We start from the raw sequence: 22,312 nt of genomic DNA, 5'->3' as shown, positions 1-22,312 counted from the left end.
CGCCCTTTCCCGAAAGGGATGCCAGGAAAGTATCATGCCAAACCTTCTTCTCGAACTTCGCTCCGAAGAAATTCCAGCCAGCATGCAGCGCAAGGCTGCGGGCGATCTGAAGAAGCTCCTCACGGAGGCACTGGTCGAGGCCGGGCTGACCTATGAGGGTGCGCGTGAATACTGGACGCCACGGCGACTGGCGCTCGACATCCATGGATTGACTGCGCGATCGGCAGATGTACGGGAAGAGCGCAAGGGCCCGCGAACCGACGCCAATGAAAAGGCAATCGAAGGTTTTCTTCGCAGTGCCGGATTGTCTTCCATTTCAGAAGCACAAGTCCAGAGCGATCCGAAGAAGGGCGATTTTTACGTTGCTACGATTTCTAAGCCGGGGCGGTCCGCTGAGGAAATCATTGCGGAGGTTATGCCTCGCATCATTCGTAGTTTTCCCTGGCCCAAATCGATGCGATGGGGCAAGGCGTCTGCCAAACCGGGCTCGCTTTACTGGGTGCGTCCGCTGCAATCCATCGTCTGTCTTTTTGGACCGGAACACGAAGATACCGTCGTCATACCGTTTGAGGTAGACGGCATCACAGCGTCAAACGTCACCTACGGGCATCGCTTCCACGCTCCGGGTCCGATCACCGTCAAGCGCTTCGATGATTACGTCTCAGCTTTAGAAAAGGCAAAGGTCGTTCTGGATGCCGATCGTCGTAAGGACATGATCCTGCACGACGCGCGCGACCTGGCTTTCGCAGCGGGTCTGGAGCTTATCGAGGATGAAGGGCTGCTGGAGGAGGTTTCCGGCCTTGTCGAGTGGCCGCAGGTCCTGATGGGAAGCTTTGAGGAAGATTACCTCGCCATTCCTTCAGAGATTATCCGTCTCACGATCAAGACCAATCAGAAATGCTTCGTCACCCGTAAGGCCGGAAGCGAGACCTTGTCGAACCGATTTGTTCTGGTTGCCAATATCGAGGCGAGCGACGGCGGTGCAGAAATCGTGCATGGCAACGGAAAGGTTGTGCGGGCACGGCTTTCGGATGCCAAGCATTTTTGGACACGCGATCAAGGAGATCTGCCCGATCTCGATACGCTGAGAGCCTCGGCCGAGAAGTTTAGCCTCGATCTCGGTAAGCCGCTCGATCAACGCATGGCGAAGTTGGATGCGTTAAACGTCACGTTCCACGCCAAGCTCGGAACCCAGGGCGAGCGGGTGGCACGCATGCGCGCACTTGCTGCCAAGCTCGCTCCGATCACCGGAGCAGATCCGAAGCTTGTCGATCGTGCCGTCGTATTGGCAAAGGCCGACTTGCGAACCGAGGCCGTTGGAGAATTCCCGGAATTGCAGGGCTTGATGGGCCGCAAATATGCAACCTTGCAAGGCGAGAATTCCTCCGTCGCGAGGGCAATTGAAGAACATTACAAGCCGCAGGGGCCGTCCGACCGCCTTCCTCAAGATAAGGTCGCCATTACGGTTGCTTTGGCCGAAAAGCTAGATACGCTTGCAAGCTTCTGGGCAATCGATGAAAAGCCGACAGGCTCACGCGATCCCTTTGCATTGCGCCGCGCTGCACTCGGCGTTGTGCGTATTCTTCTCGAACGCGACATCAGGCTACCGCTTCTCACAATTATTGAAGCGGCTGTTCCGGATATTGCCAATACCTCGCCATCGGCACAAGTTGCAGCGGACCTCCTTTCCTTCTTCCACGATCGACTGAAGGTCTATCTTCGCGATCTCGGCGCACGCCATGACCTTATCGATGCTGTGTTGACGCCGCAGGCCGACGATCTTCTGATGGTGGCACGCCGGGTGGAGGCTCTTACCGCCTTCATCACGTCGGAAGATGGGAAAAACCTCCTTGCAGGCACCAAGCGTGCCACGCAACTACTCGCGGCTGAAGAGAAAAAGGGAACCTCGATTGCCGACGGCGTGTCGGACAGCCTCTTCAAACTGGATGCCGAGCGAGAATTGCATGCCGCCATCAACTCGGCCTCAAGAGAGGCTGCGTCGGCGGTCGCCAGCGAAGATTTTCGTTCGGCAATGGCAGCCCTCTCGCGTCTTCGCGCACCGGTCGATCGCTTCTTCGAAGACGTTCTGGTGAATGACGAAGACGCTGCCATCCGTGCAAATCGTCTCGCGCTTCTGACAATGATCCGAAGCGCCACAGGTACCGTGGCTGATTTCTCCAAGATTGCCGGCTAGGTTTGCAGAGAGCGTAAATGCGTGCCGCGTAGTGACAGGCTCTTTGCGACAGGTGACCTCAAATAGAAAATGCACCCCTGCTGCTCTCAGGGGTGCATTTCATTGTCCGCCCGTGGGCGGGACCTCGACCGAAACTTGAAAAGATCGTGGCAGGGATCGTGTACGTCAGCGGGGTATTACTGACGTAGTTCGAAAGATGAAACGTCGGGCATTCCGCTTTGTTCCGATGTTGGTGCCACGGCAGGAACCAGCGCTGCCGTTACACTCTTTGCATCGATACCGTCCCCGAAATGAAGAGGTGCATCAGGAAGGAAGGCCTGCATCGTGGCAGGTGCCTTTGTGACGAACACAACCGGGGAGCCACCCATCCATTGCTCTGTGCGTACGATCTCTCGCTTCCCGCCGGCATCTCGAAACTCGATCGATTGTATCTGTCCTGGCGGAAGATCCGGAACATTATAGCTACCGAATGACCCATCTGGTGCCCGCGCTTTCGCGGGGCCGCACGCCGCACACTGAATTACCGTTATGCTTTGCGCTTGCGCAGGTGCTCCATGGATCACGTCAATGGAAGAGGCAGCAGCCGATCCGGCGACCAATCCTGTGGCGATTGCAAATCCTAAGCGAAACATGTCCCGTGTTCCTCACCCTCTGTCAGGAGGAACATTAGCTTTGCTTCGTTTCGTTCAGGTCAGGATAAACGGTAAAAATTTATGCAAGTGGATTTTTATAACGCAAAGGCGGCGCGGGGTCCGTTCAGACCTCGTTTTCCTCACGCTTTACCGCTCGCCAGCCGATGTCCCGACGGCAAAACCCGTTTTGCCAATTGACTTGATCGACAAGGGCATAGGCCCGCTCTTTGGCTTGTGCGACGGTGCTGCCTATGGCGGTGACATTGAGGACGCGTCCGCCCGTCGCGATGAGAACGCCGTCCCTGATCGCAGTGCCCGCGTGAAAGACTTTCTCGCCTGCTGAGATTTCTGGCAGTACGTCGATCGGCGTGTTCTTCTCATAAGCGCCAGGGTAGCCCTTCGACGCCATGACAACCGTCAATGCAGGATCATCGACCCATTCGGCGTCGTACTGATCTAAAGTCCCCTTGGCGCAAGCCAGCAACAAAGGGAGCAGATCGCTCTTTAGCCGCATCATCAGCACCTGGCACTCGGGATCGCCAAAGCGGACGTTATATTCGATCAGTTCAGGACCCTTTGCGGTGATCATCAAGCCCGCAAAGAATACACCTGAAAACGGATGGCCGCTTTCGGCCATACCACGGATGGTCGGCTCGATGATTTCTTTCATGGTGCGCTGAACCATCTCTGCCGTCATGACTGGAGCCGGCGAATAAGCGCCCATCCCGCCGGTATTGACACCGGTATCGCCCTCGCCAACCCGCTTGTGATCCTGCGCGGTGGCGAGAGCGAGCGCATGTTTTCCATCGCAGAGACAGAAGAAACTGGCTTCCTCGCCATCGAGAAACGCCTCGACCACCACTTCGGCGCCTGCCGAGCCAAAGGCTCCGTCGAAGCAGTCATCAATGGCAGCCAGAGCTTCGTCCATCGACATTGCCACCGTAACGCCTTTGCCTGCTGCCAAGCCGTCAGCTTTGATGACGATCGGGGCCCCCTGGCGCTGTACATAATCCTTGGCGGACACGGCATCCTTGAAGCGACCATAGGCGCCGGTCGGGATGTCGTAGCGGGCGCACAGATCCTTGGTAAAACCTTTGGACCCTTCGAGTTGTGCCGCAGCCTGCGATGGTCCGAAAACCAGAAAACCTTCCGCTCGCAAACGATCTGAAAGACCTGCGACCAGGGGTGCTTCAGGGCCGACGATGACGAAATCGATCGCTTTTTCCTGGCATAGGGCGATGATGCCCTCTTGATCGTCGACGCCAATGGGAACGAGGATCGCATGTTCGGCTATGCCCGGATTGCCGGGCGCTGCATAGAATTCCGTCATGAGAGGCGATTGCGCAAGCTTCCATGCCAAGGCATGCTCGCGTCCGCCCGATCCGATCAAAAGAACCTTCATGCTCGTCTCTTTCCCATGTTTCCACGGCGGTTAAGCGGCTGAAGCTGAAAGGTCAAGACGCAAAGCTTTCATCGCGATAAGTGAGCCCGAGACCGGCGAGAACATCCCAATAGGTCGGGAAGGTTTTGCCGACGCATTTTGGATCAAGAATCGTGATCCCATCGATCTTCAGCCCCGCCAAGGCAAAGCTCATCGCAATACGATGATCGGCAAAAGTGTCAATTTCCGCGGGCAGATTTTGTCCGGCGAGTTGCGGATCAGAGTGGACGATCAGATCATCGCCATCTTCTTCAGCCAAACCGGTGCGAATGGCATTCAAGCCCGTCGAGACCGCACGGATGCGGTCGCATTCCTTAACACGCAAATTCGATATCCCGACAAAGCGAACAGGCGTTTCATTGAAGGCAGAAAGGACAGCGATCGTCGGAATAGCGTCTTGCATCTGCGAGCCGTCAACAACTGCTGGGATATGGGGGAAAGCTGAGATGACATCGTAGGCCTTTGCATCGGGCTGCGTGAAGGCATTGGCAGGCGTTCCGATATCGATCGGGCCGCCCGTCAACACTTCGGCTGCCCACAGATAGGTTGCGGCAGATGCATCAGGCTCGATGTGGAAATCGGCAGCAACGTAACCGGTAGGCTCTACCTTCCAGGTTGCCGCATCGACCTGATCGACCTTCGCGCCAAAAGCACGCATCGCATCGAGCGTGAGATCGATGTAACCTCGCGCACCAATCTCGGGGCCTGTCAGCGCCACGGTAACCGGCGCATTCGAACCAGATAAAGCAAGCGGCGCGGCCATCAGAAGCGCAGAAACGTATTGGCTGGATAGCCCGGCATCGATTTCGACGCGACCGGAAGCAAAATGACCGTTGCCTGTCACGGTGACTGGCGGGCAACCTGTCGGCGCTTCGGCCTTGATGCCGATCGATTGGAGGGCAGAAACAAGCGGTCCGATCGGACGCTTGCGCATGTGTTCGTCGCCGTCAACGACGACAACGCCCTCGACGGAGGCTACGGCCGCGGTTAAAAAGCGGGTCGCGGTGCCCGCATTGCCGAGGAATAGAGGTGCAACAGGCACGTTCAGTTTTCCACTGCTGGTCACCACGAATGTCGTGTCATCGGGCTCTTCCACAAGGACGCCCATGGCCCGCAAGGCCTCAGCCATATAGCGGGTATCGTCGCTTTTCAGAGCACCCGTCAGCCGGCTTGTTCCCTTTGCAAGACCTGCCAGCAGAAGCGCGCGGTTGGTAATCGATTTCGACCCCGGCGGATTAGCCCTGCCCTTGAGCGGCTCGGAAGGAGGAACAATGGTAAGTTTTTCAATCGTCATCAGTCGCGGCCTTTGAGCAGGTCCAGATCTTTGCGCTGCGACCCGCATGTCAAAATTAAAACCTTGCGCGCTAGATCTGTTGCTGGCGCGCTGTCGGTGTATCAGGCTGCCGCCGTGACGTTAGCGCCGCCGGCATCGGTCAGCAGGAAGGCTTCACCACACGCCTTGGCGAGCGTGCGCACGCGCAAGATATAGCTTTGGCGCTCGGTCACCGATATGACACCCCGTGCGTCCAGAAGATTGAAGACGTGCGACGCCTTGATGCATTGGTCATAGGCCGGAAACACGCATTTGTGCAGCCGATGGTTCGCGTGATCGCCGGGAGCGCCTGCCTTGAGGAGCGCCTTGCATTCCGCCTCGGCATCGATGAAATGTCGATGCAGCATCGCAGTGTCGGCAAACTCGAAATTGTGACGCGAATATTCCTGCTCGGCCTGAAGAAACACATCGCCGTAGGAGATCTTCTCGTCGCCGTCACGCCCGTTGAAGTTGAGGTCATAGATGCTATCGACGCCCTGGATGTACATGGCAAGACGCTCGAGACCATAGGTCAATTCACCCGAGACGGGAGAGCATTCGATACCACACACCTGCTGGAAATAGGTAAACTGCGATACTTCCATACCGTCGCACCAGCACTCCCAGCCCAGACCCCAGGCGCCCAAGGTCGGGCTTTCCCAATCGTCTTCCACGAAGCGGACATCGTGCAGCAAAGGATCGAGGCCGATCGCCTTCAGCGAGCCGAGGTAGAGCTCCTGCAGATTGGGCGGATTGGGCTTCAAGATAACCTGAAACTGATAATAATGCTGAAGTCGGTTCGGGTTTTCCCCGTAACGGCCATCGGAAGGCCTGCGCGATGGCTGAACATAAGCAGCCCGCCATGGCTTCGGTCCAAGCGCTCTTAAAGTGGTCGCCGGATGAAACGTGCCGGCTCCAACTTCCATGTCATAGGGCTGCAAAACAGCGCAACCCTTATCCGCCCAATAGGTTTGGAGAGCCAGAATTAGACCCTGAAACGAGCGGGTCGGAGACATATGGCTGGGCAAGTCGGTCATGGCGTCAATCAGCACTTATTTCCTATTTAAGTTGGGGGACGAGTGCCACGGCAGGCAGCCATGGTCAATGCGAAACAAGCATCGATCGCTTGTTTTCGCGGGCTGGACCCTGCTTTCTGGCACTGCATCGGCTGCCGGAGTTCAGCCTTGTCTATTCGGTATCCCGCTTCACACGGTATTCCCCGGTCACAGGATCCTTGACCAAGGTTCCGACAGCTCCTGTTTGACGCTCCTTGCGCTCACGCTGCGCGCGCTCCGACAGGCGCTGCGCGTCGAGATTGAAACGGCGATAGAGCCACCAGCAAACACTGATGAAAAAAACGAGAAGTATGAGCCGGGGCAGCATCGGGATGTAGTTTCCAGTGGAACAGGCCGGCCCTAGAGGCCGAAACGGCTCCATAATGCCTTGTCTTCGGCAGTTTCGACAAGCCCTGCTGCGAGATCAGCGCCAATTGCCGGCGAACCAGCCATGACACCGGCAGCGCGGCGTCCGAATATGCCGCGCGATGCCGCCACGGGAACGAGGCGTGCTTTTGGTCCATAGCGCCGCTTGAGCTCCTGTCTCATATCGCCCAATCCATCAATCAAGCCAAGTTCAAGGCCGCGTGTCCCTGTCCAGAAGAGGCCGGAAAAAACCGTCTCGTCGTCCTTAAGTCTGGCGCCCCGGCGCTCGCGCACCATGGAAATGAAGATTTGGTGGATCTCAAGCTGAAGCGTCTTCAAATACTCGATATCCTTTTCCTTCTCCGGCTGGAAAGGATCGAGAATGGCCTTGTTTTCGCCGGCGGTGTAAACGCGCCGCTCAACGCCGATTTTCTTCAGCAATTCGGGAAAGCCGAAGCCACCAGAAACGACCCCGATCGATCCGACGATTGATGTAGGGTCGGCAATGATCTCGTCGCCGGCGAGCGCAATCATATAACCGCCCGAAGCCGCGACATCCTCGACGAAAATCAGAACCTTCTTATTTTTTTCACGGGCAAGTTCACGGATGCGTGTGAAGATAAGACGGGACTGGACGGGCGAGCCGCCAGGCGAATTCAGAGAAATCGCAACGGCTGGGGCCTCTTTCATACCAAAGGCCTTTTCGAGCACAGGCGCAACATTGGCGATATTGAGCGCTGGGCGCAGGCGACCTCCCCCGCTCATGATTGTTCCCTGCAGCTTCACAACCGGAATAACAGCGCCCTCCTTGCGGAAACGCTTCGGCATCAATCGTCCCAAAAACTTCATTGTGCGTACCTTGGTCCTTTGTCTGTGGCGAGGGATGTATGCAGTCCGATGAGCAACGCCAATGGGCACCCCCTTAAAATCATTAAAACGTCTTTTAGTTGCGAATGACTTGCATTATCATTCCAAAGAGCCATTATAGCGTTGGGTCAAGCGAGAGCTTCACGGGCGAGGGTTTGCTCTCGTCGCATTTGGAACGCACAGAACCCAAACAGCAAACGTCTGCGGAGAGACAAACCCAATGGACATGTTCGACCAGCTCTCGGAAACAGGTTGGAAGCAAAAGCGGGGCGAGAGCTCTCTCTCAGACGTTCACGGCAGCGTGGAAACGCGCAAAGGCGGACCTGCCTGGAGGCGTGCGCTTGCCTTTGCAGGACCCGGTTACATGGTGGCGGTCGGCTACATGGATCCGGGGAATTGGGCGACCTCTTTGGCGGGAGGCTCGAAATTCGGTTATACGCTGCTATCCGTGGCATTGCTGTCAAACCTGATGGCGATCGTGCTGCAATCGCTCTGCGCTCGTCTCGCCATCGGCTCTGGACGCGATCTGGCGCAGGCCTGCCGCGATGCCTATCCGCGGTATGTCTCGATCCCTCTTTGGCTTTTAGCTGAAATTGCCATCATCGCGACGGATATCGCCGAGGTGATCGGTACGGCGATCGGGTTGCAGCTTCTGTTCGGCATTCCCCTTGCGATCGGCGTTCTCATCACCTCCGTCGATGTGTTGCTGGTGCTCTATCTGCAAAAGATCGGCTTCCGCTGGGTCGAAGCCTTCATCATCACCTTGCTGGGTGTCATCGCTCTGTGCTTCGGCATTCAAATTTTCCTCGCCGATCCACAATGGGGCGGTGTCATCCGCGGATTTCTTCCCTCGCAGGAAATCGTCACAAACCCGGAGATGCTTTACATTGCGCTTGGCATCTTGGGTGCGACCGTGATGCCGCATAATCTCTACCTGCATTCGGGTATCGTCCAGACGAGAAAGGTCGGCACCAGCATTGGGGAAAAGCGAGAAGCGCTGTCGTTTGCGACTTTGGATTCGACGGTTGCGCTATGCTTTGCGCTCCTCATCAACGCCGCGATCCTGATCCTTGCGGCTGCAGCATTTCACGCCAATGGCAAAACCGACGTTGTCGAATTGGGCGATGCCCATGCTCTGCTTTCGCCACTGCTTGGTCTTGCCATCGCCCCGACGCTGTTCGGCATCGCCCTGCTCTGCTGCGGCCTCAACTCGACGATTACCGCAACGCTAGCCGGTCAGATCATCATGGAAGGCTTCATTCGCATGAAGCTTCAACCGTGGTTGCGTCGACTGATCACACGCGTCCTCGCCATCGTTCCGGCCGCGATCGTGACGATCTGGTATGGCGATCAGGGAACTGCCAATCTGTTGATCCTCACGCAGGTCGTGCTCAGCCTGCAGCTATCCTTCGCCGTCTTTCCTCTCGTCATGTTCACTGCCGATCGCGCGAAGATGGGGGCTCTGGTCTCACCGCGCTGGCTTACCGCGATCGCCTATTTTATCGCCGTCTGCGTCGCCGTTCTGAACATCAAATTGTTGTACGACTTCATCATGGGGTTCTGACAGTTCGTTCAGGCACGCGGATAGGCGGCGCGGCCATTGTTGAGATCGTCAACCAGATCCGTAAAGCTATGGGCGCTTTCTGCATGAAGCAGCAGAGGCGCCCTAATTGCCAGTCGCTGCCGCGATCCCTTAATTGCGGTCATGAGCACGCGAACCGCAATCTCACGCGGCCTTGGGTGAAGCGGGGTAATCTGCACACCACCAAAACGCCTGCCACAAGCCGCCAGGATTTCGACAAGCGATTCTGGCCGGGCGATAAGCGAAAGCTGTCCGCCAGGCTTGAGAATTGCTCCGGCCGTTCGGATCCAACATTCGAAAAGATCGTCCGTCATTGCATGGGCCTCGGCCTTTAGCGGATCGGGCGTTCGACGATCGCCTGCATCATTGAATGGCGGATTCATGATGACATGATGAAAAGCATCGTCCGTCAGCCCCGCGTCGTTTCGCGCCTTTGCCCGCAATGTGACATCTGCCTCGACGACCTTGATCCGGTCGCGCAGATCTGAATTTTGCGACAAGAGCACGCTTCGCCGCGCATACTCGGCCATTTCCGCAGAACGTTCGAAGAGGGTAACCTCAGCCTTCGGAAGCCTTGCGGCAACTGCAAGACCGGCCGCACCGGCCCCAGCGCCAAGATCAGCAACGCGTATGGGTCGTTCATCGGCAACAAGCGAAGCCAAAAGCATGGCGTCGATGCCGGCCCTGTGACCGCGCCCCTTGGGCTGCACCAGATAAAAGCCGCCGCGGTGAAACGCGTCGACCGTTTCCATGAGCGCCTGCTCGGAACTCAAGGCCGCTCCTCGCGCAGTTCATGGCCAAGTCCAGCATCCACGAGAATGCGTCTTGCCTGCGCAGCCCGTTCAGGATCGATGAGAAGCCGTCTTGGCAGCATGCCGAGCGAGCCTTCCAAAATGCTCATGCCTTCATCGGCAATAAAGCAGGCGATGCCGGCATCTTTCATCAGACTTTCGGCAAAAGACAATAAAACAGGGTCGTTGGCGCGTATCAGCTCGTGCATGAAGCTTCTATCTCACTCTATTTTGTATGGCGCGGCAATTCAGCCTCTTGCCGCATCCGCCAGCCCTTTCTATTGTTGGCCTGTGAAATTTAAAGGAGTCGGCTGCATTGGGCGTCGTCATACCGCTTGAAGAAAGCAAAAACAAACTCGCATCCGTCAAACCGCTGGTCGATCTGACCAAAGCTGATATGGAGCGGGTCAACCAGCTTATTCTTTCCAAAGCCGGCTCTGACGTGCAGATGATTCCCGAAGTGGCCAATCACCTGATTTCTTCGGGCGGAAAGAGACTTCGGCCGATGCTCACGCTCGCAGCTGCGTCCCTGTTCGATTACAAAGGCGAAAGCCACATCAAGCTCGCGACAAGCGTCGAGTTTATGCACACCGCGACCCTTCTTCACGATGATGTCGTCGATGAAAGCGATTTGCGGCGTGGCAAGTCGACGGCGCGAATGATCTGGGGCAATCAGGCCAGCGTCCTGGTCGGCGATTTCCTGCTGGGCCAAGCCTTTCGCATGATGGTGGACGTAGGCTCGCTTGATGCGCTCGATGTTTTGTCGGGTGCTGCCTGCGTCATTGCCGAAGGTGAGGTGCTGCAGCTTTCCGTGGCGAAGAACATGGAAACCACGGAAGACGACTATCTCTCTGTGATCCGTGCCAAGACGGCCGCGCTCTTTGCTGCCGCGGCAGAAGTCGGCCCGATCGTTGCCGATGCTGGCAAGGCCGGACGCAACGCGCTGAAATCCTACGGCATGAATCTCGGTCTTGCATTTCAGCTCGTTGACGACGCATTGGATTACGGCGGCAAGGCAGCCGATCTCGGCAAGAATGTCGGCGATGATTTCCGGGAGGGCAAGATAACACTCCCCGTCATTCTCGCTTTCCGACGCGGAACTGCCGATGAACGCGCGTTCTGGCGTGAGGCGATCGAGGAAGGCAAGAGCGACGATGCCAATCTCGAGCGCGCCCTTGGGTTGATCAAGAAATACGGAACGCTTCAAGACACGATCCAACGCGCTGTACACTATGGTACGATCGCGAGAGATGCGTTGGCGCCTCTGCCGGAAACCAAGTGGAAATCGGCACTTATGGAAGTGATCGATTTCTGCATCGAGCGGGTGAACTGATCTTATTGATCGCAGGGCTGTTTTTCTTGCAGGCCCGCTCCAAAAAAGCCATCCTGTTGTGAATTGGTGCTTCGACTTTAAAACGGCCGATAAATTCGGACGGTATGCACGAAAGGTTTGATAATGCGGCAGAGAGTTGCCATCCGTCTTCTTGCGAGTGCCGCTATTGTTTCGGCGCTTACGATGGGCGTCATCGGAGCGCACGCGCAGGAGGCAGAAAAGAAGGCCGATCCAGCACCCGTCGAAACCTTTGATCCCGATAGCGTCACGAGCTTTTCCGGTGCATTCCTGGCTGCCCGTACGGCCGATGTCGACCATGACTACGTGACGGCCATCGAGCTTTACAAGAAGGCTTTGCAGATTGAGCCGGGCAATCCGGAGATCCGGCAACGCCTGATGATCTCGCTGCTCTTGAATGGCAATTTGAAGGATAGCGTGAAATACGCGAACGACCTCAAGAACGATAAGAGTGTCGAACGCATCACGACGATCGTGCGCAGCATGGACGCCTTTCGCCGCGGCGACTTCAAGACAGCACAGACCATCCTGAAATATAATGGCCCGAACGATCTCGACCGGATGATGAACGATCTTCTGTCGGCATGGGCAAAATTCGGCGCCGGGCGTGGCAAGGATGCTTTGACGAGCATCGAGCGCATGAAGGGGCCGGACTGGTTTTCGATTTTTCAGAACTATAATGCCGGCGCGATTGCCATCTTGAACGGGAATGTCGCTGCCGCGCGCAAGCACTTGAACGATGCTGTTTTGGACAAGGATGGCGGAGCCACTGCGCCTGACACATTCATGCGCTCTGTCGTTGCGCTGGCAAGGCTTGAAGCTTCGCAGGGCAACAAGCAAAAGGCACTGGACGCAATTGCCGTCGGCGATAATCTCCTGCCGAATTACGCTCCTTTGAAGGCGCTGCGCCAGAGCATCGAAAAAGATGAAAAGCAGGAGCAGCAGATCTTGACGGCGCAACAGGGCGCTGCAGGTGTCCTCTTCTCGGTCGCAGGCGCGCTCAACCGCGATGGCGCGGAAGACATCGTTTCGCTTTATCTGCAGACGGCCAATGCGCTTGATCCGAATAGTCCCGATACCATGGTCCTGCTAGGCGCCATTGCCGAAAAGCAGAACCAGATGGATCGGGCGATCTATTTCTACAAGCAGGTGCCGGCAAATTCTCCCATGAGCCGCATTTCGGAACTCCAGCTTGGTCTTGCGCTGGCGCAGGGCGGTAAGGTTGACGAGGCGCGCAAACACCTCCAGGCACTGATCGCTTCAGACCCCAAAGATATTAGAAGCTACCTTGCTTACGGCAGCGTTCTGTCTGACGCCAAGGATTATCAAGCCATGGCCGAGACGTATGACAAGGCTGTTGAGATGCTGGGGCCTTTGCCTGCCAAAACAGATTGGCCGGTTTTCTTTCAGCGCGGCATTGCCTACGAGCGCCTGAAGAAGTGGGATCAGGCCGAGCCGAATTTCCGCAAGGCGCTGGAGCTCAATCCAAACCAGCCGCAGGTTCTAAATTATCTCGGCTATTCCTGGATCGATATGAACCGCAACCTCGACGAAGGTCTGGATATGATCCGCAAGGCCGTCGAGTTGCGGCCGGACGACGGCTATATCATCGACTCGCTCGGCTGGGCTTACTTCCGGCTGAACAAATTTGACGATGCGGTGAGTGAACTTGAGAAAGCTGCGCAACTAAAGGCCGGCGATCCAACCATCAACGATCACCTCGGCGATGCTTATTGGCGCGTTGGACGGAAGCTCGAGGCGGTCTACCAGTGGAACAGGGCGCTGAGCAGCAGTCCTGAAGAAGCACAGATCCCGCAGATCAAGGACAAGATTGCAAATGGTCTGCCGCCTTTGGCCAATGACGCTCGATCGGCAGATAAGAAGCAGCCCGATCCGGCACCCGTGGAACCGCCGCCAGCCGACAAGAAGTCGTAATTCTTTAAGTTGGCGCGAAGGCCATGACGATTGAGATCAGTGAGGATGCACGCGCGAAGATCAATCTCGCGCTGCATGTCACGGGACAGCGTGAGGATGGTTATCATCTTCTCGATATGCTCGTCACATTCACGCAGCATGGCGATCGACTGCATTTTTCCGAGGCCACTGACGACCAACTCAGTTTGTCGGGCCGTTTTGCAGCCAAGCTCGATCAGGATGCAAACAATCTCGTTGTGCGTGCGAAAGACCTTCTTCGCGCCAAGCTCGGTGAAACCGGTTTCGAGGCGAGACCGGTTGCCATTCATCTTGAAAAGAATCTTCCAGTCGCATCCGGTATCGGCGGCGGCTCGGCCGATGCCGCCGCGACATTGCGCGGTCTTCTGCGATTTTGGGATGCGACCGTTTCGACGGAGGTGCTGGGCCAGCTTGCTCTGACGCTAGGAGCAGACGTTCCGATGTGTCTGGCAAGTTGCCCACTTCTCGCACGAGGCGTGGGCGACGAGATCACACCCATTGCCGACTTTCCCGTGTTTTCCCTGGTTCTTGCCAATCCTCTCAAGGCGGTCTCGACCCCGGAAATCTTCCGCGCCCTCAATCGCAAGGAAAATCCTCAGATCGAACTGCAGCCGGACGGCGATTGGCGAAGCATTATCAGCCACGCGCGCAATGACCTTGAACCGCCCGCCCGTGCCAAACTCTGCGAAATTGGCGTTATTTCCGAGATGTTGAAAGACCAAGGCGCGCTTCTGGCGCGTATGTCAGGGTCTGGGGCAACGTGCTTCGGTGTCTTCGAAACGATGGCGCAGGCCACCGAGGCACAAGAGCGCCTTTGTAAAGAGCGACCGGATTGGTATTTTCAAGCAACCGAAACGGTTTCTGGAGGACAGTATGCCGGGTCTTGATGAAAGCCGAATTTTCATCCCTCTGGGAATTGCAGTTCTGACGGTGTCGGATACTCGCGACCTCGTGACGGATCGGTCGGGAGATGTGCTTGCGGGAAGAATTTCCGACGCAGGTCATCGGCTGGCAGACCGGCAGATCGTCTCTGACGATAGCTCACGAATTGCCGGTCAGGTTAAGACCTGGAGCGAGGATGAGGCCGTCGACGTGATCATTACCACCGGCGGCACGGGCTTCACCGGCCGTGACGTTACGCCTGATACGCTTGAGCCGCTATTCGACAAACGGATGGATGGCTTCTCGGCAATCTTTCATCGTATTTCCTATGAGAAGATTGGGACGTCGACCATTCAATCGCGAGCAACGGCAGGCTTGATAGGGCGAACCTTCGTCTTCGTTCTGCCCGGTTCTCCCGGCGCCTGTAAGGATGCCTGGGACGGGATATTGAAGGCCCAGTTGGACTACCGTCATCTACCATGTAACTTCGTGGAGATCATGCCGCGGCTCGATGAGCATCTGAAGCGTGGGGCGAAGCTCTAGCAAGCGTCCAGAAACTATCTGGCTTTAGCGCGCATCACCCAGGACGGTATCAACTCGGCAGAGAGCCGCTTGGGTTTTTGTCCCTTCAAGATGTCGTTGACGGTCTCTGCCTTTTCGGCGCTCGCCAGTGCCTCTTCTTTCGCAATCAGAAGGCCAAGTTCCAAGGGTGGCGTGGAACGTAACAGCCGCTTGATCAGTGGCTGTCGATATCCTCTCGCGGGCGAAAAGTGCGCCGGCATGCGGCTTATCAAGATATGCTCACTGATTCCATCGACCCAGCCGGGCTGCGGCCGCGCTCCGGGCTCGACGAACAGAAGCCAGCTTCCGCGTGCATTGCGAACGATGTCCTTGATGTCCCATTGCGTGTGATAAAGGCAGCCAGCAGCATCGGCAATGCGCGCAACACCATCCGCCCGATCGAGATCGAGAATGATGACGTCACGCACCAATCCCTCGACTGCGCCAGTTACGAGCACGGACAGGGTCTGCGTGAGCTCTGGCTCATGATTTCGGCATTCGAGGATGACTGTCAACATTGCTTGATTTTATAATGCTCTAGGCGGAAGAATGCCAGTGGATTGCCAGCATGGCAGAATTGCTAAACCGCGATAACCAGAAGCGTGATTTGAATAATGCATCGGTGACAGCAGGGTCATTGCTCTAATTTCGGCATCCGAGCTCTCCTCCATAACGAACATTTTTGTTCTTGTATTGTTCTCGTTTCTCAATTATGTTTTCGTCAATGGCAGCGACATACTTGTCGCGCCGAAGGAGATCCCCAATGAGAGAGCAGTCCCTAGCGGGGCAGGCTGCATTCGCACCTGCCAACTCGGCGGATATTGCCGATGCACTTGTGACAGCATCTGGATTGCGTGTCGACATAGACCGGCGCAAGGGACGTGCGGCAGGCCTAAACCCAAGTGGGCGCTTTGAACCGAAGCAGCGGGAGACTTTCGACGATGGTTGGCAAAGCTTAGAAGAACTGCCGCCGTTCAGGACGGAGGTGCAGGTTGAAAAGCCGAGAACAGCAATCACCCGCAATGAATCGCCCGATATTCCATTTGATCGTTCGATCAATCCCTATCGTGGTTGCGAACACGGCTGCATCTACTGCTTTGCGCGTCCGACCCACGCCTATATGGGGCTTTCCGCAGGACTTGATTTCGAAGCAAAACTTTTTGCCAAACCAGACGCACCGAAGCTTCTTGAGCGCGAACTCGCCAAGGCGGGTTATAAACCCCGCGTCATCGCGATTGGTACCAACACCGATCCCTACCAGCCAATCGAAAAGGAATGGCGGGTCATGCGGCAGATACTGGAAATCCTGGATCGCTCGAACCATCCCGTCTCGATCGTGACGAAATCTGCCTTGATTCTGCGTGACCTGGATATCCTTCAGTCCATGGCAGAGCGCGGCCTTGTCCGTGTGGCTTTGTCGATCACGACACTCGACCGCAAATTGGCACGCGCGATGGAGCCACGTGCTTCCACACCATCATTGCGCATAGAAGCTGTCAGACAGCTTTCTGAGGCAGGCATACACACGGCCGTAATGGCCGCGCCGATGATACCTGCTCTTAACGATCATGAGCTTGAGCGTATTCTGGAGGCAGCCAATGCGGCAGGCGCACAAGAGGCCGGCTATGTCATCCTGCGGTTACCGCTAGAAGTGGCGCCGCTTTTTCGTGACTGGCTTCTACAGCATTATCCGGATCGCTACCGGCACGTCATGTCGCTGGTGCGTTCTATGCGTGGCGGTAAGGACTACGATGCGGAATTTGGAAAGAGAATGAAGGGCGCAGGCCCCTATGCGTGGCAGATTGCGCGAAGGTTTGAAATGGCAACAAAGCGTCTTGGAATGACGCGGCGCAGCATGCCGTTGCGCGACGACCTCTTTGTCCCTCCAGATGGGAGCGGGGTTCAGCTTTCGCTTCTCTAAAAGCTGCAACTGGCCGCGGACTGCGTGAACGCGAAAAAAGAGGGTTTAACGCAAGATTGAATTGGCGCTGTAAGTGAGAAAGAGCGTGCAGCGCTGTTTCGCAAAGCTTTCGGGAAGGTGCGTTCGTCCACTTCCCGTTGTTACAGTGGGCCCCTCGTCCTGCTGTAACGCAACCTCCTGGCGCCGCCTCGTACAGGGGGTTGCATCTGATCGGGCCGACGTGCGAAGTTCCGCCGCATGAAACGTCGCACGTCGCCCGATTCGCCTCTTCTTTTTGAAGCTCCACTGAGCGCGCCTGATTTCGCCTTTGAAACGAAGGCACGGAAGAATGGTTTTTGGCCAGTAGCCGGCGCTGACGAAGCCGGACGTGGCCCTCTTGCAGGTCCCGTGGTGGCCGCAGCTGTCATTCTGGACCCTGATCGTATTCCTGAGGGCTTGAACGACTCCAAGCAGTTGTCGCATCAGAAGCGGGAAATCCTGTTCGACGCGATCCTGAAACACGCAGTCGTTTCTATCGCCTCCTCTTCATCACAGAGAATCGATGTCACCGACATTCGGAAGGCAAGCCTTGATGCAATGCGTCGTGCCGTCTGCGGATTATCTGTCAAGCCGGCTTTTGTCCTGACCGACGGGCTTGATGTCCCACCTGGATTAAAATGCGGCGCAGAGGCGGTGGTCAAGGGCGATGCGCGCTCGTTGTCGATTGCGGCCGCTTCGATCGTTGCAAAGGTGACGCGCGACCGTATAATGAGCCGCGCAGATATCGTTTTTCCAGTTTATGGTTTCGCTTCCCATGCGGGTTATGGCACTGCACAGCATCGCGCTGGCATTGAATTGCATGGCCCCTGCCCCTTGCACCGCATGACGTTCCGACCCTTACGTCAGGATGCGCCTAGCGCTCAAGGTGAGTTCATAGAACCATAAAACTGCAAGGGTCCCGCTTCAGCTTAGCTAAGCCATTCCGGTCGTGAGCGCTTCGCTGATCTTCGCGCTTCGCTGGCCCGTATATTCGGCCTACAAAGCGTGCTCGACCTTGGATCAGTGTCTCGCTACATTGCCCTGAAGTCCATGGGATCTTGAAAAGCAGGTAGAACCTCGATGGCCATCACGTCCGTTGTAGGCCATCCGGTTGCGCGGATTGGCTCTCAGATCCCAGACGCCGGTTCGTAGAGCGCTCGTAGTGGCAACAAAAAAGCTGCCCGCAGATGATGCAGGCAGCATTTTCAATTCGTGATGCGCTGTTACTTGCGCAACCTGAACTTAGTTCATCCGAGCTTTGACTTCGCCAATTGCATTCTGGAATAAATCGGACTGAAGCTTGCCGTTGACCTTGCCGGCCAACACGTTCTCTGCCGCCGAAATTGCCAAATCGACAGCAGCGACGCGAACAGCCTTCATAGCATCAGCCTCGGCCTGCTTGATCTTCTGTTCCGAAACCGCGGTACGGTTCGCCACGAATTCTTCGGTTTTGCGCTTTGCTTCCTCACGAAGCATTTCAGCTTCGCGTTCCGCAGCAGCAACGATCTGAGCAGCTTCCGCTTCCGCTTCTTTCCGCTTGCGCTGGTATTCGGCAAGAAGGTGCTGCGCCTCTTCGCGCAAACGCTTTGCTTCGGCCAGCTCGTTACGGATCTGATCGGCGCGGTCGTCAAGCGACTTGGCCATCATGCCCGGCACCTTAAGATAGACGATGAGGGCGATGAAGATCAGAAGGCCAACAAAGGCAAATAATGTTTCGTCGAAATGAAACATGGATCAGGCTCCCTTGCCAGCGGCTGCAACAGCAACGGCGATGTCGGCCTTGGATGCGGATGGTCCGATCAACCGTTCGACAACCGCCTCAGCTGTGTCTTCTGCAATCGATCCGACGTCGGCAAAGGCGCGCGTCTTGATCTCACTGATACGAGCCTCGGCAGCCTTCAGCTTTTCGGCTAGGCTGGCTTCAACGGCACGGCGATCTTCTTCCGCTTTTGCCTTGGCGGCATCGCGTGCGGCAGCACCGATGCTGTTTGCCTTAGCGCGAGCGGCAGCAAGTTCGCTTTCGTAGGTCGCAACAGCGGCATCAGCTTCTGCCTTCAGGCGAGCTGCTTCCTCAAGGTCCTGCGCAATGCGCGAGTGACGGCTCTCCAGGATTCCGCCAAGACGCGGAACAACGGCCTTTTGCATCACCAGGTAGAAAATCACGAACGTGATGACCAGCCAAAGCAATGACGAAGGATAGGTCGTGTGATCGAACGGCGGAAATACACCACCATGAGCGCCCTCGGCGGGAACACCCGTTTCGGTGTGTACTTGGCCGGCTGCCGGGCCAGGTGCCGGCGAAGTCGCCGGTGCGGCTTGCGGGGCAGGCGCCGGCGCGGCCTCCTGAGCGTAAGCCGAAGTCACAAACATGCTCGCCTCCAGGTGCATATATGAAGAATCACGGCCCGCAGGCGGCGAGCCGTGATTTCCGAAATTCGCCCTAATTAAACGGCGAAGAGCAGGAGGAGAGCGATGAGCAGCGAGAAGATGCCCAGAGCTTCCGTAACTGCGAAACCGAACACCAGACGGCCGAACTGGCTGTCAGCAGCGGACGGATTGCGCAGAGCGCCTGCCAGATAGTTGCCGAAGATGTTGCCAAGGCCAAGAGCCGTACCGGCCATGCCAAAGCAAGCCAGACCTGCACCGATGAACTTTGCTGCTTCCGCTTCCATATTGAACTCCTTTGAAATGGTTATGCGGCGAATGACTGACGCCCTGAAGACGCCAATGTCTTAATCCTTAGTGGCCACCAGGATGGATTGCGTCGTTGAGGTACATGCAAGTCAGCACCGCAAAAACGTAAGCCTGAAGAAAGGCGACAAGGAACTCAAGACCGGTCAGGGCGACGGTCATGATGAGGGGAAGAATTGCTCCTCCGATACCAACTGCACCAAGTGCGCTCAACGATACCACGAAGCCAGCGAAGACTTTCAGCGTGATATGGCCAGCAAGCATGTTTGCAAAAAGACGAACGGAAAGCGAAATCGGACGAGAAAGGAAAGAGATGACTTCGATGAGAACGACCAGCGGCAACAGAAGACCCGGCACGCCCGAGGGAACGAAGATCTGCAAGAAGTGAAAACCGTGCTTATAAAAGCCGTAGATCAGAACGGTCAGAATCACGAACATCGCGAGCGCGAAAGTGACAATGATCTGACTTGTGACGGTGTAGAAGTAAGGAACCATGCCGAGCAGGTTTGCCGTCAGAATGAACATGAACAGCGAAAAGACCATCGGGAAGAACTTCATTCCCTTTGTGCCTGCGCCTTCCTTCAACATTCCGGCGATAAACTCATAGGCCATTTCGGCCACGGACTGGGCGCGGCCCGGAACAAGAGCACGGCTGGAAGCAGCGAAATAAAGAAAGCCTGCCGACAATACGGCCGATGCAACCATGAACAGGGATGCATTGGTAAAGGAGAAATCAATTCCACCGATCTCGATTGGTATAATCTTGTTGATCAGGAACTGATGGGTAGGTCCGTTTGCCACCGCTTACTCTCTCTTCCTTGCCTGCCACAGGCGAATTCATCACGAAGGAACCGCGATACGGCCCCTTACCTTCCGCTATTGTTGCGGTCATCGCTGAATGGCTGAGCCATTTTGCCCGATGCGCGCAACACATTCAGCACACCGGCACAAAAGCCAAGAAGAAGAAGAACAATCAACCCCCAAGGCGACGTGCCAGCGACCCAGTCCAGACCGAAGCCGAGAGCCCCACCCACGACGATAGCCGAAATGAACTCGCTCGAAAGCTTCATGGCTGCAGCAAAACCCTTTCGGCTCGCCTCTGCACTTGCTTCCTTCGCGTCATCTTCCGGTGCGCTTACACGCTTGGCGGAAAGTTTCGCCCCCAATTCGGCTCGTCGCCTGTCAAGACTCTCCTCGCGGTCTTCCGTCATGGCATCCCCTCCAACACCGCTATCCGAACCCGTTAACCCCGGTCTTTCGAACAACGGGCGCAAGGCCAGACACCATTCAGGCCCGTTCTGAAGTCGGGCGCACCATAATTTTAGGTCAATGCATAGTCAAGGCATGGAGCAGTTCTGTCCAGCCATAAAATTCTGACGTGATTACAAACGGTTACGGATTTTTTTGAGCTTTATCGCAATTTCCTGCGCTTTTATCACGCTGCCGGAGCATCCATGAGGCCTTTTATGCCGGTTTTTCAGATCCATCCACCGCCATGGGTGCGATAGAAGATATGCAGTCCGATGCGGCCGACTTTCTCCATGCTCTTTGCCCATTTCGGCCGGACATAGACGGCGTGGTAGTGTGTTGCCGAGCCGACCTGCGGCAGCCAGATCTTACCGGCCGTGACGGCCATGGCGACCTGCCTTGCGATCTTCCAGTGAGTCGCGGAGTTGACTTGATCCTTGATGTCATCGCAGGCGAAAGAAAACTGGCAGCGATTGCGCCATTGGTCATTTTGGTAAACCACGCCGCAGATGGTCTTCGGATAACTCGGATTGCGCACTCTGTTCAAAATCACCTGCGCAACGGCTGCCTGTCCTTTCACCGATTCGCCCCGAGCCTCGAAATAGACGCCCGAGGCGAGACATTGCTGCTCGTCCGGCGAAAAGACGCTTGCCGGTAGAACCGTCGCGGCCCAGGCATGATCCTTCGGGCCGATTTGCGGCACGAAGCGTCCTTCATTGGCTTTGTCCGTCAAGATCGAATCAAAAGGAGACTGTCGTGCATAATCTGGCGCAGGAGACGCATAAGCGGCGGCCAGACTGTCCGGCCTGTCGTTATTCACCAACTCCGCAATGACGCGTGGCTCTGGATCGACAGGTTTAAGCGGCTGCTTGCGATAGAACACTGTTGCGATCTGTAATTCTTTGCCCTTGATCGCGGGCTTGACGAAAGCGGACTTGTCCTTCAGCTCCAGCGCAGGCCGAAAAAGAAGCTTGTTGCGATCAATGATAGAGCCCGCCGAGAAATCCTTGGGAGGCTGTACGGGTTCGACCGACAGAATTCGCTTCTTTTTGCCGCTCCGATTGACCCGCTCTTCGTCGGCGGTGTCCTCATGTTTCTTTTCGCCCGTTGTGAATGCAACACGGCGCCCATCTGGCAGGACCAAGCCTGAATCGACCGGTGCCGTATCCTGCGCAAACTCCAGTTCAGCCTGGTGGATCGATCCCGCAGGAGATGTCGTCATCACCATTCGCCATGAGGAGTTTCCGTTGCCGTCAAGACCCGCCAACAGCGCAGCAAGATCAGCGTGAGCCGCATCACTGGCAGAGCCAAGCCAGCCGGCGAGACCGAATAGGATGGGCGCATAAAAGGGGGACGACCTTCCCCGCAACCAGCCAGAAATTTGACGATTTCGACGCAGCACTTTTGAACTCCGGCCATGCACGAGAATGACCGGAACAAAATCTCT

Annotated in this window: 23 protein-coding genes; 8 read left to right on the top strand and 15 right to left on the bottom strand. The window is 56.4% G+C overall.

The features are described from left to right. Positions 1–34: 34 nt before the first annotated feature. Positions 35–2,194, top strand: a complete 2,160-nt coding sequence (gene glyS / locus VQ830_RS01350; protein ID WP_337266256.1) for a glycine--tRNA ligase subunit beta — start codon at positions 35–37, stop codon at positions 2,192–2,194. 176 nt (positions 2,195–2,370) lie between these two features. On the opposite strand, the gene VQ830_RS01345 is transcribed toward glyS, so the two are convergent. The 6 genes from VQ830_RS01345 to VQ830_RS01320 all read right to left on the bottom strand — a co-directional run bounded on the left by VQ830_RS01345 (position 2,371) and on the right by VQ830_RS01320 (position 7,849). Beyond that, positions 2,371–2,826 carry a plant virulence effector HPE1-like domain-containing protein gene (locus VQ830_RS01345; RefSeq protein ID WP_337266255.1) on the bottom strand — a complete coding sequence of 152 codons (456 nt, stop codon included), beginning with the start codon at positions 2,824–2,826 and terminating at the stop codon, positions 2,371–2,373. A 124-nt stretch (positions 2,827–2,950) separates the two neighbouring features. After that, a complete protein-coding gene (gene purD, locus VQ830_RS01340; protein ID WP_337266254.1) occupies positions 2,951–4,228 on the bottom strand; it encodes a phosphoribosylamine--glycine ligase in 1,278 nt (425 codons plus the stop codon). Between the two features lie 52 nt (positions 4,229–4,280). Then, on the bottom strand, positions 4,281–5,561 hold the full coding sequence (locus VQ830_RS01335; RefSeq protein ID WP_337266253.1) for a 3-phosphoshikimate 1-carboxyvinyltransferase: 1,281 nt from the start codon (positions 5,559–5,561) through the stop codon (positions 4,281–4,283). 101 nt (positions 5,562–5,662) lie between these two features. Further along, entirely contained in the window at positions 5,663–6,616 is a 954-nt protein-coding gene (locus tag VQ830_RS01330) for a glycine--tRNA ligase subunit alpha (protein WP_337266252.1), read from the bottom strand. Between the two features lie 151 nt (positions 6,617–6,767). After that, the gene (locus VQ830_RS01325) at positions 6,768–6,959 is read right to left on the bottom strand and encodes a hypothetical protein (RefSeq protein ID WP_337266608.1); all 192 of its coding nucleotides are present in this window, start codon (positions 6,957–6,959) and stop codon (positions 6,768–6,770) included. A 35-nt stretch (positions 6,960–6,994) separates the two neighbouring features. Beyond that, complete coding sequence (locus tag VQ830_RS01320) at positions 6,995–7,849, bottom strand: S49 family peptidase (RefSeq protein ID WP_337266251.1); 855 nt, start codon at positions 7,847–7,849, stop codon at positions 6,995–6,997. 238 nt (positions 7,850–8,087) lie between these two features. Between VQ830_RS01320 and VQ830_RS01315 the strand changes: the two genes are divergently transcribed. Beyond that, entirely contained in the window at positions 8,088–9,431 is a 1,344-nt protein-coding gene (locus VQ830_RS01315) for an Nramp family divalent metal transporter (RefSeq protein ID WP_337266250.1), read from the top strand. Positions 9,432–9,439: 8 nt separating this feature from the next. Here VQ830_RS01315 and VQ830_RS01310 read toward each other — a convergent pair whose 3' ends face one another. Both VQ830_RS01310 and VQ830_RS01305 read right to left on the bottom strand, forming a co-directional pair. Then, positions 9,440–10,201: a tRNA1(Val) (adenine(37)-N6)-methyltransferase gene (locus VQ830_RS01310; RefSeq protein ID WP_337266607.1), complete on the bottom strand. Its 762-nt coding sequence runs from the start codon at positions 10,199–10,201 to the stop codon at positions 9,440–9,442. A 17-nt stretch (positions 10,202–10,218) separates the two neighbouring features. Then, on the bottom strand, positions 10,219–10,449 hold the full coding sequence (locus tag VQ830_RS01305; protein ID WP_337266249.1) for a putative signal transducing protein: 231 nt from the start codon (positions 10,447–10,449) through the stop codon (positions 10,219–10,221). 107 nt (positions 10,450–10,556) lie between these two features. Here VQ830_RS01305 and VQ830_RS01300 point away from each other — a divergent pair, with 107 nt between their 5' ends. The 4 genes from VQ830_RS01300 (at position 10,557) to moaB (ending at position 14,969) form a co-directional block, all read left to right on the top strand. Further along, positions 10,557–11,573: a polyprenyl synthetase family protein gene (locus tag VQ830_RS01300; protein WP_337266248.1), complete on the top strand. Its 1,017-nt coding sequence runs from the start codon at positions 10,557–10,559 to the stop codon at positions 11,571–11,573. Positions 11,574–11,696: 123 nt separating this feature from the next. After that, positions 11,697–13,526: a tetratricopeptide repeat protein gene (locus VQ830_RS01295; protein ID WP_337266247.1), complete on the top strand. Its 1,830-nt coding sequence runs from the start codon at positions 11,697–11,699 to the stop codon at positions 13,524–13,526. A gap of 23 nt (positions 13,527–13,549) precedes the next feature. Further along, entirely contained in the window at positions 13,550–14,431 is an 882-nt protein-coding gene (locus VQ830_RS01290; protein WP_337266246.1) for a 4-(cytidine 5'-diphospho)-2-C-methyl-D-erythritol kinase, read from the top strand. Further along, a complete protein-coding gene (moaB, locus tag VQ830_RS01285) occupies positions 14,418–14,969 on the top strand; it encodes a molybdenum cofactor biosynthesis protein B (RefSeq protein WP_337266245.1) in 552 nt (183 codons plus the stop codon). The genes VQ830_RS01290 and moaB overlap by 14 nt, the downstream gene beginning before the upstream one ends. Positions 14,970–14,983: 14 nt before the next feature. Here moaB and VQ830_RS01280 read toward each other — a convergent pair whose 3' ends face one another. After that, complete coding sequence (locus VQ830_RS01280; RefSeq protein ID WP_337266244.1) at positions 14,984–15,505, bottom strand: glycosyl transferase; 522 nt, start codon at positions 15,503–15,505, stop codon at positions 14,984–14,986. A 245-nt stretch (positions 15,506–15,750) separates the two neighbouring features. Here VQ830_RS01280 and VQ830_RS01275 point away from each other — a divergent pair, with 245 nt between their 5' ends. Together VQ830_RS01275 and rnhB are read left to right on the top strand one after the other, a co-directional pair. Then, entirely contained in the window at positions 15,751–16,908 is a 1,158-nt protein-coding gene (locus VQ830_RS01275) for a PA0069 family radical SAM protein (RefSeq protein WP_337266243.1), read from the top strand. Between the two features lie 237 nt (positions 16,909–17,145). Further along, positions 17,146–17,832, top strand: coding sequence for a ribonuclease HII (gene rnhB / locus VQ830_RS01270; protein WP_337266242.1), 687 nt, complete (start codon positions 17,146–17,148; stop codon positions 17,830–17,832). A 336-nt stretch (positions 17,833–18,168) separates the two neighbouring features. Here rnhB and VQ830_RS01265 read toward each other — a convergent pair whose 3' ends face one another. The 6 genes from VQ830_RS01265 to VQ830_RS01240 form a co-directional block, all read right to left on the bottom strand. Beyond that, a complete protein-coding gene (locus tag VQ830_RS01265; RefSeq protein WP_337266241.1) occupies positions 18,169–18,657 on the bottom strand; it encodes a F0F1 ATP synthase subunit B in 489 nt (162 codons plus the stop codon). Between the two features lie 3 nt (positions 18,658–18,660). Beyond that, on the bottom strand, positions 18,661–19,296 hold the full coding sequence (locus tag VQ830_RS01260; RefSeq protein WP_337266240.1) for a F0F1 ATP synthase subunit B: 636 nt from the start codon (positions 19,294–19,296) through the stop codon (positions 18,661–18,663). A 74-nt stretch (positions 19,297–19,370) separates the two neighbouring features. After that, positions 19,371–19,598, bottom strand: coding sequence for a F0F1 ATP synthase subunit C (locus VQ830_RS01255; protein ID WP_235774128.1), 228 nt, complete (start codon positions 19,596–19,598; stop codon positions 19,371–19,373). A gap of 67 nt (positions 19,599–19,665) precedes the next feature. After that, entirely contained in the window at positions 19,666–20,418 is a 753-nt protein-coding gene (locus VQ830_RS01250; RefSeq protein ID WP_337266239.1) for a F0F1 ATP synthase subunit A, read from the bottom strand. Positions 20,419–20,483: 65 nt separating this feature from the next. Next, positions 20,484–20,828 carry an AtpZ/AtpI family protein gene (locus VQ830_RS01245; protein ID WP_337266238.1) on the bottom strand — a complete coding sequence of 115 codons (345 nt, stop codon included), beginning with the start codon at positions 20,826–20,828 and terminating at the stop codon, positions 20,484–20,486. A gap of 266 nt (positions 20,829–21,094) precedes the next feature. Continuing rightward, the gene (locus tag VQ830_RS01240; RefSeq protein WP_337266606.1) at positions 21,095–22,264 is read right to left on the bottom strand and encodes a cell wall hydrolase; all 1,170 of its coding nucleotides are present in this window, start codon (positions 22,262–22,264) and stop codon (positions 21,095–21,097) included. Between the last annotated feature and the right edge of the window lie 48 nt (positions 22,265–22,312).

Origin of the sequence: Oryzifoliimicrobium ureilyticum, from assembly GCF_037199735.1 — a bacterium.
Taxonomy (GTDB): Bacteria; Pseudomonadota; Alphaproteobacteria; order Rhizobiales; family Rhizobiaceae; genus Rhizobium; species Rhizobium ureilyticus.
This window is presented reverse-complemented; position numbering and strand designations above follow the sequence as displayed.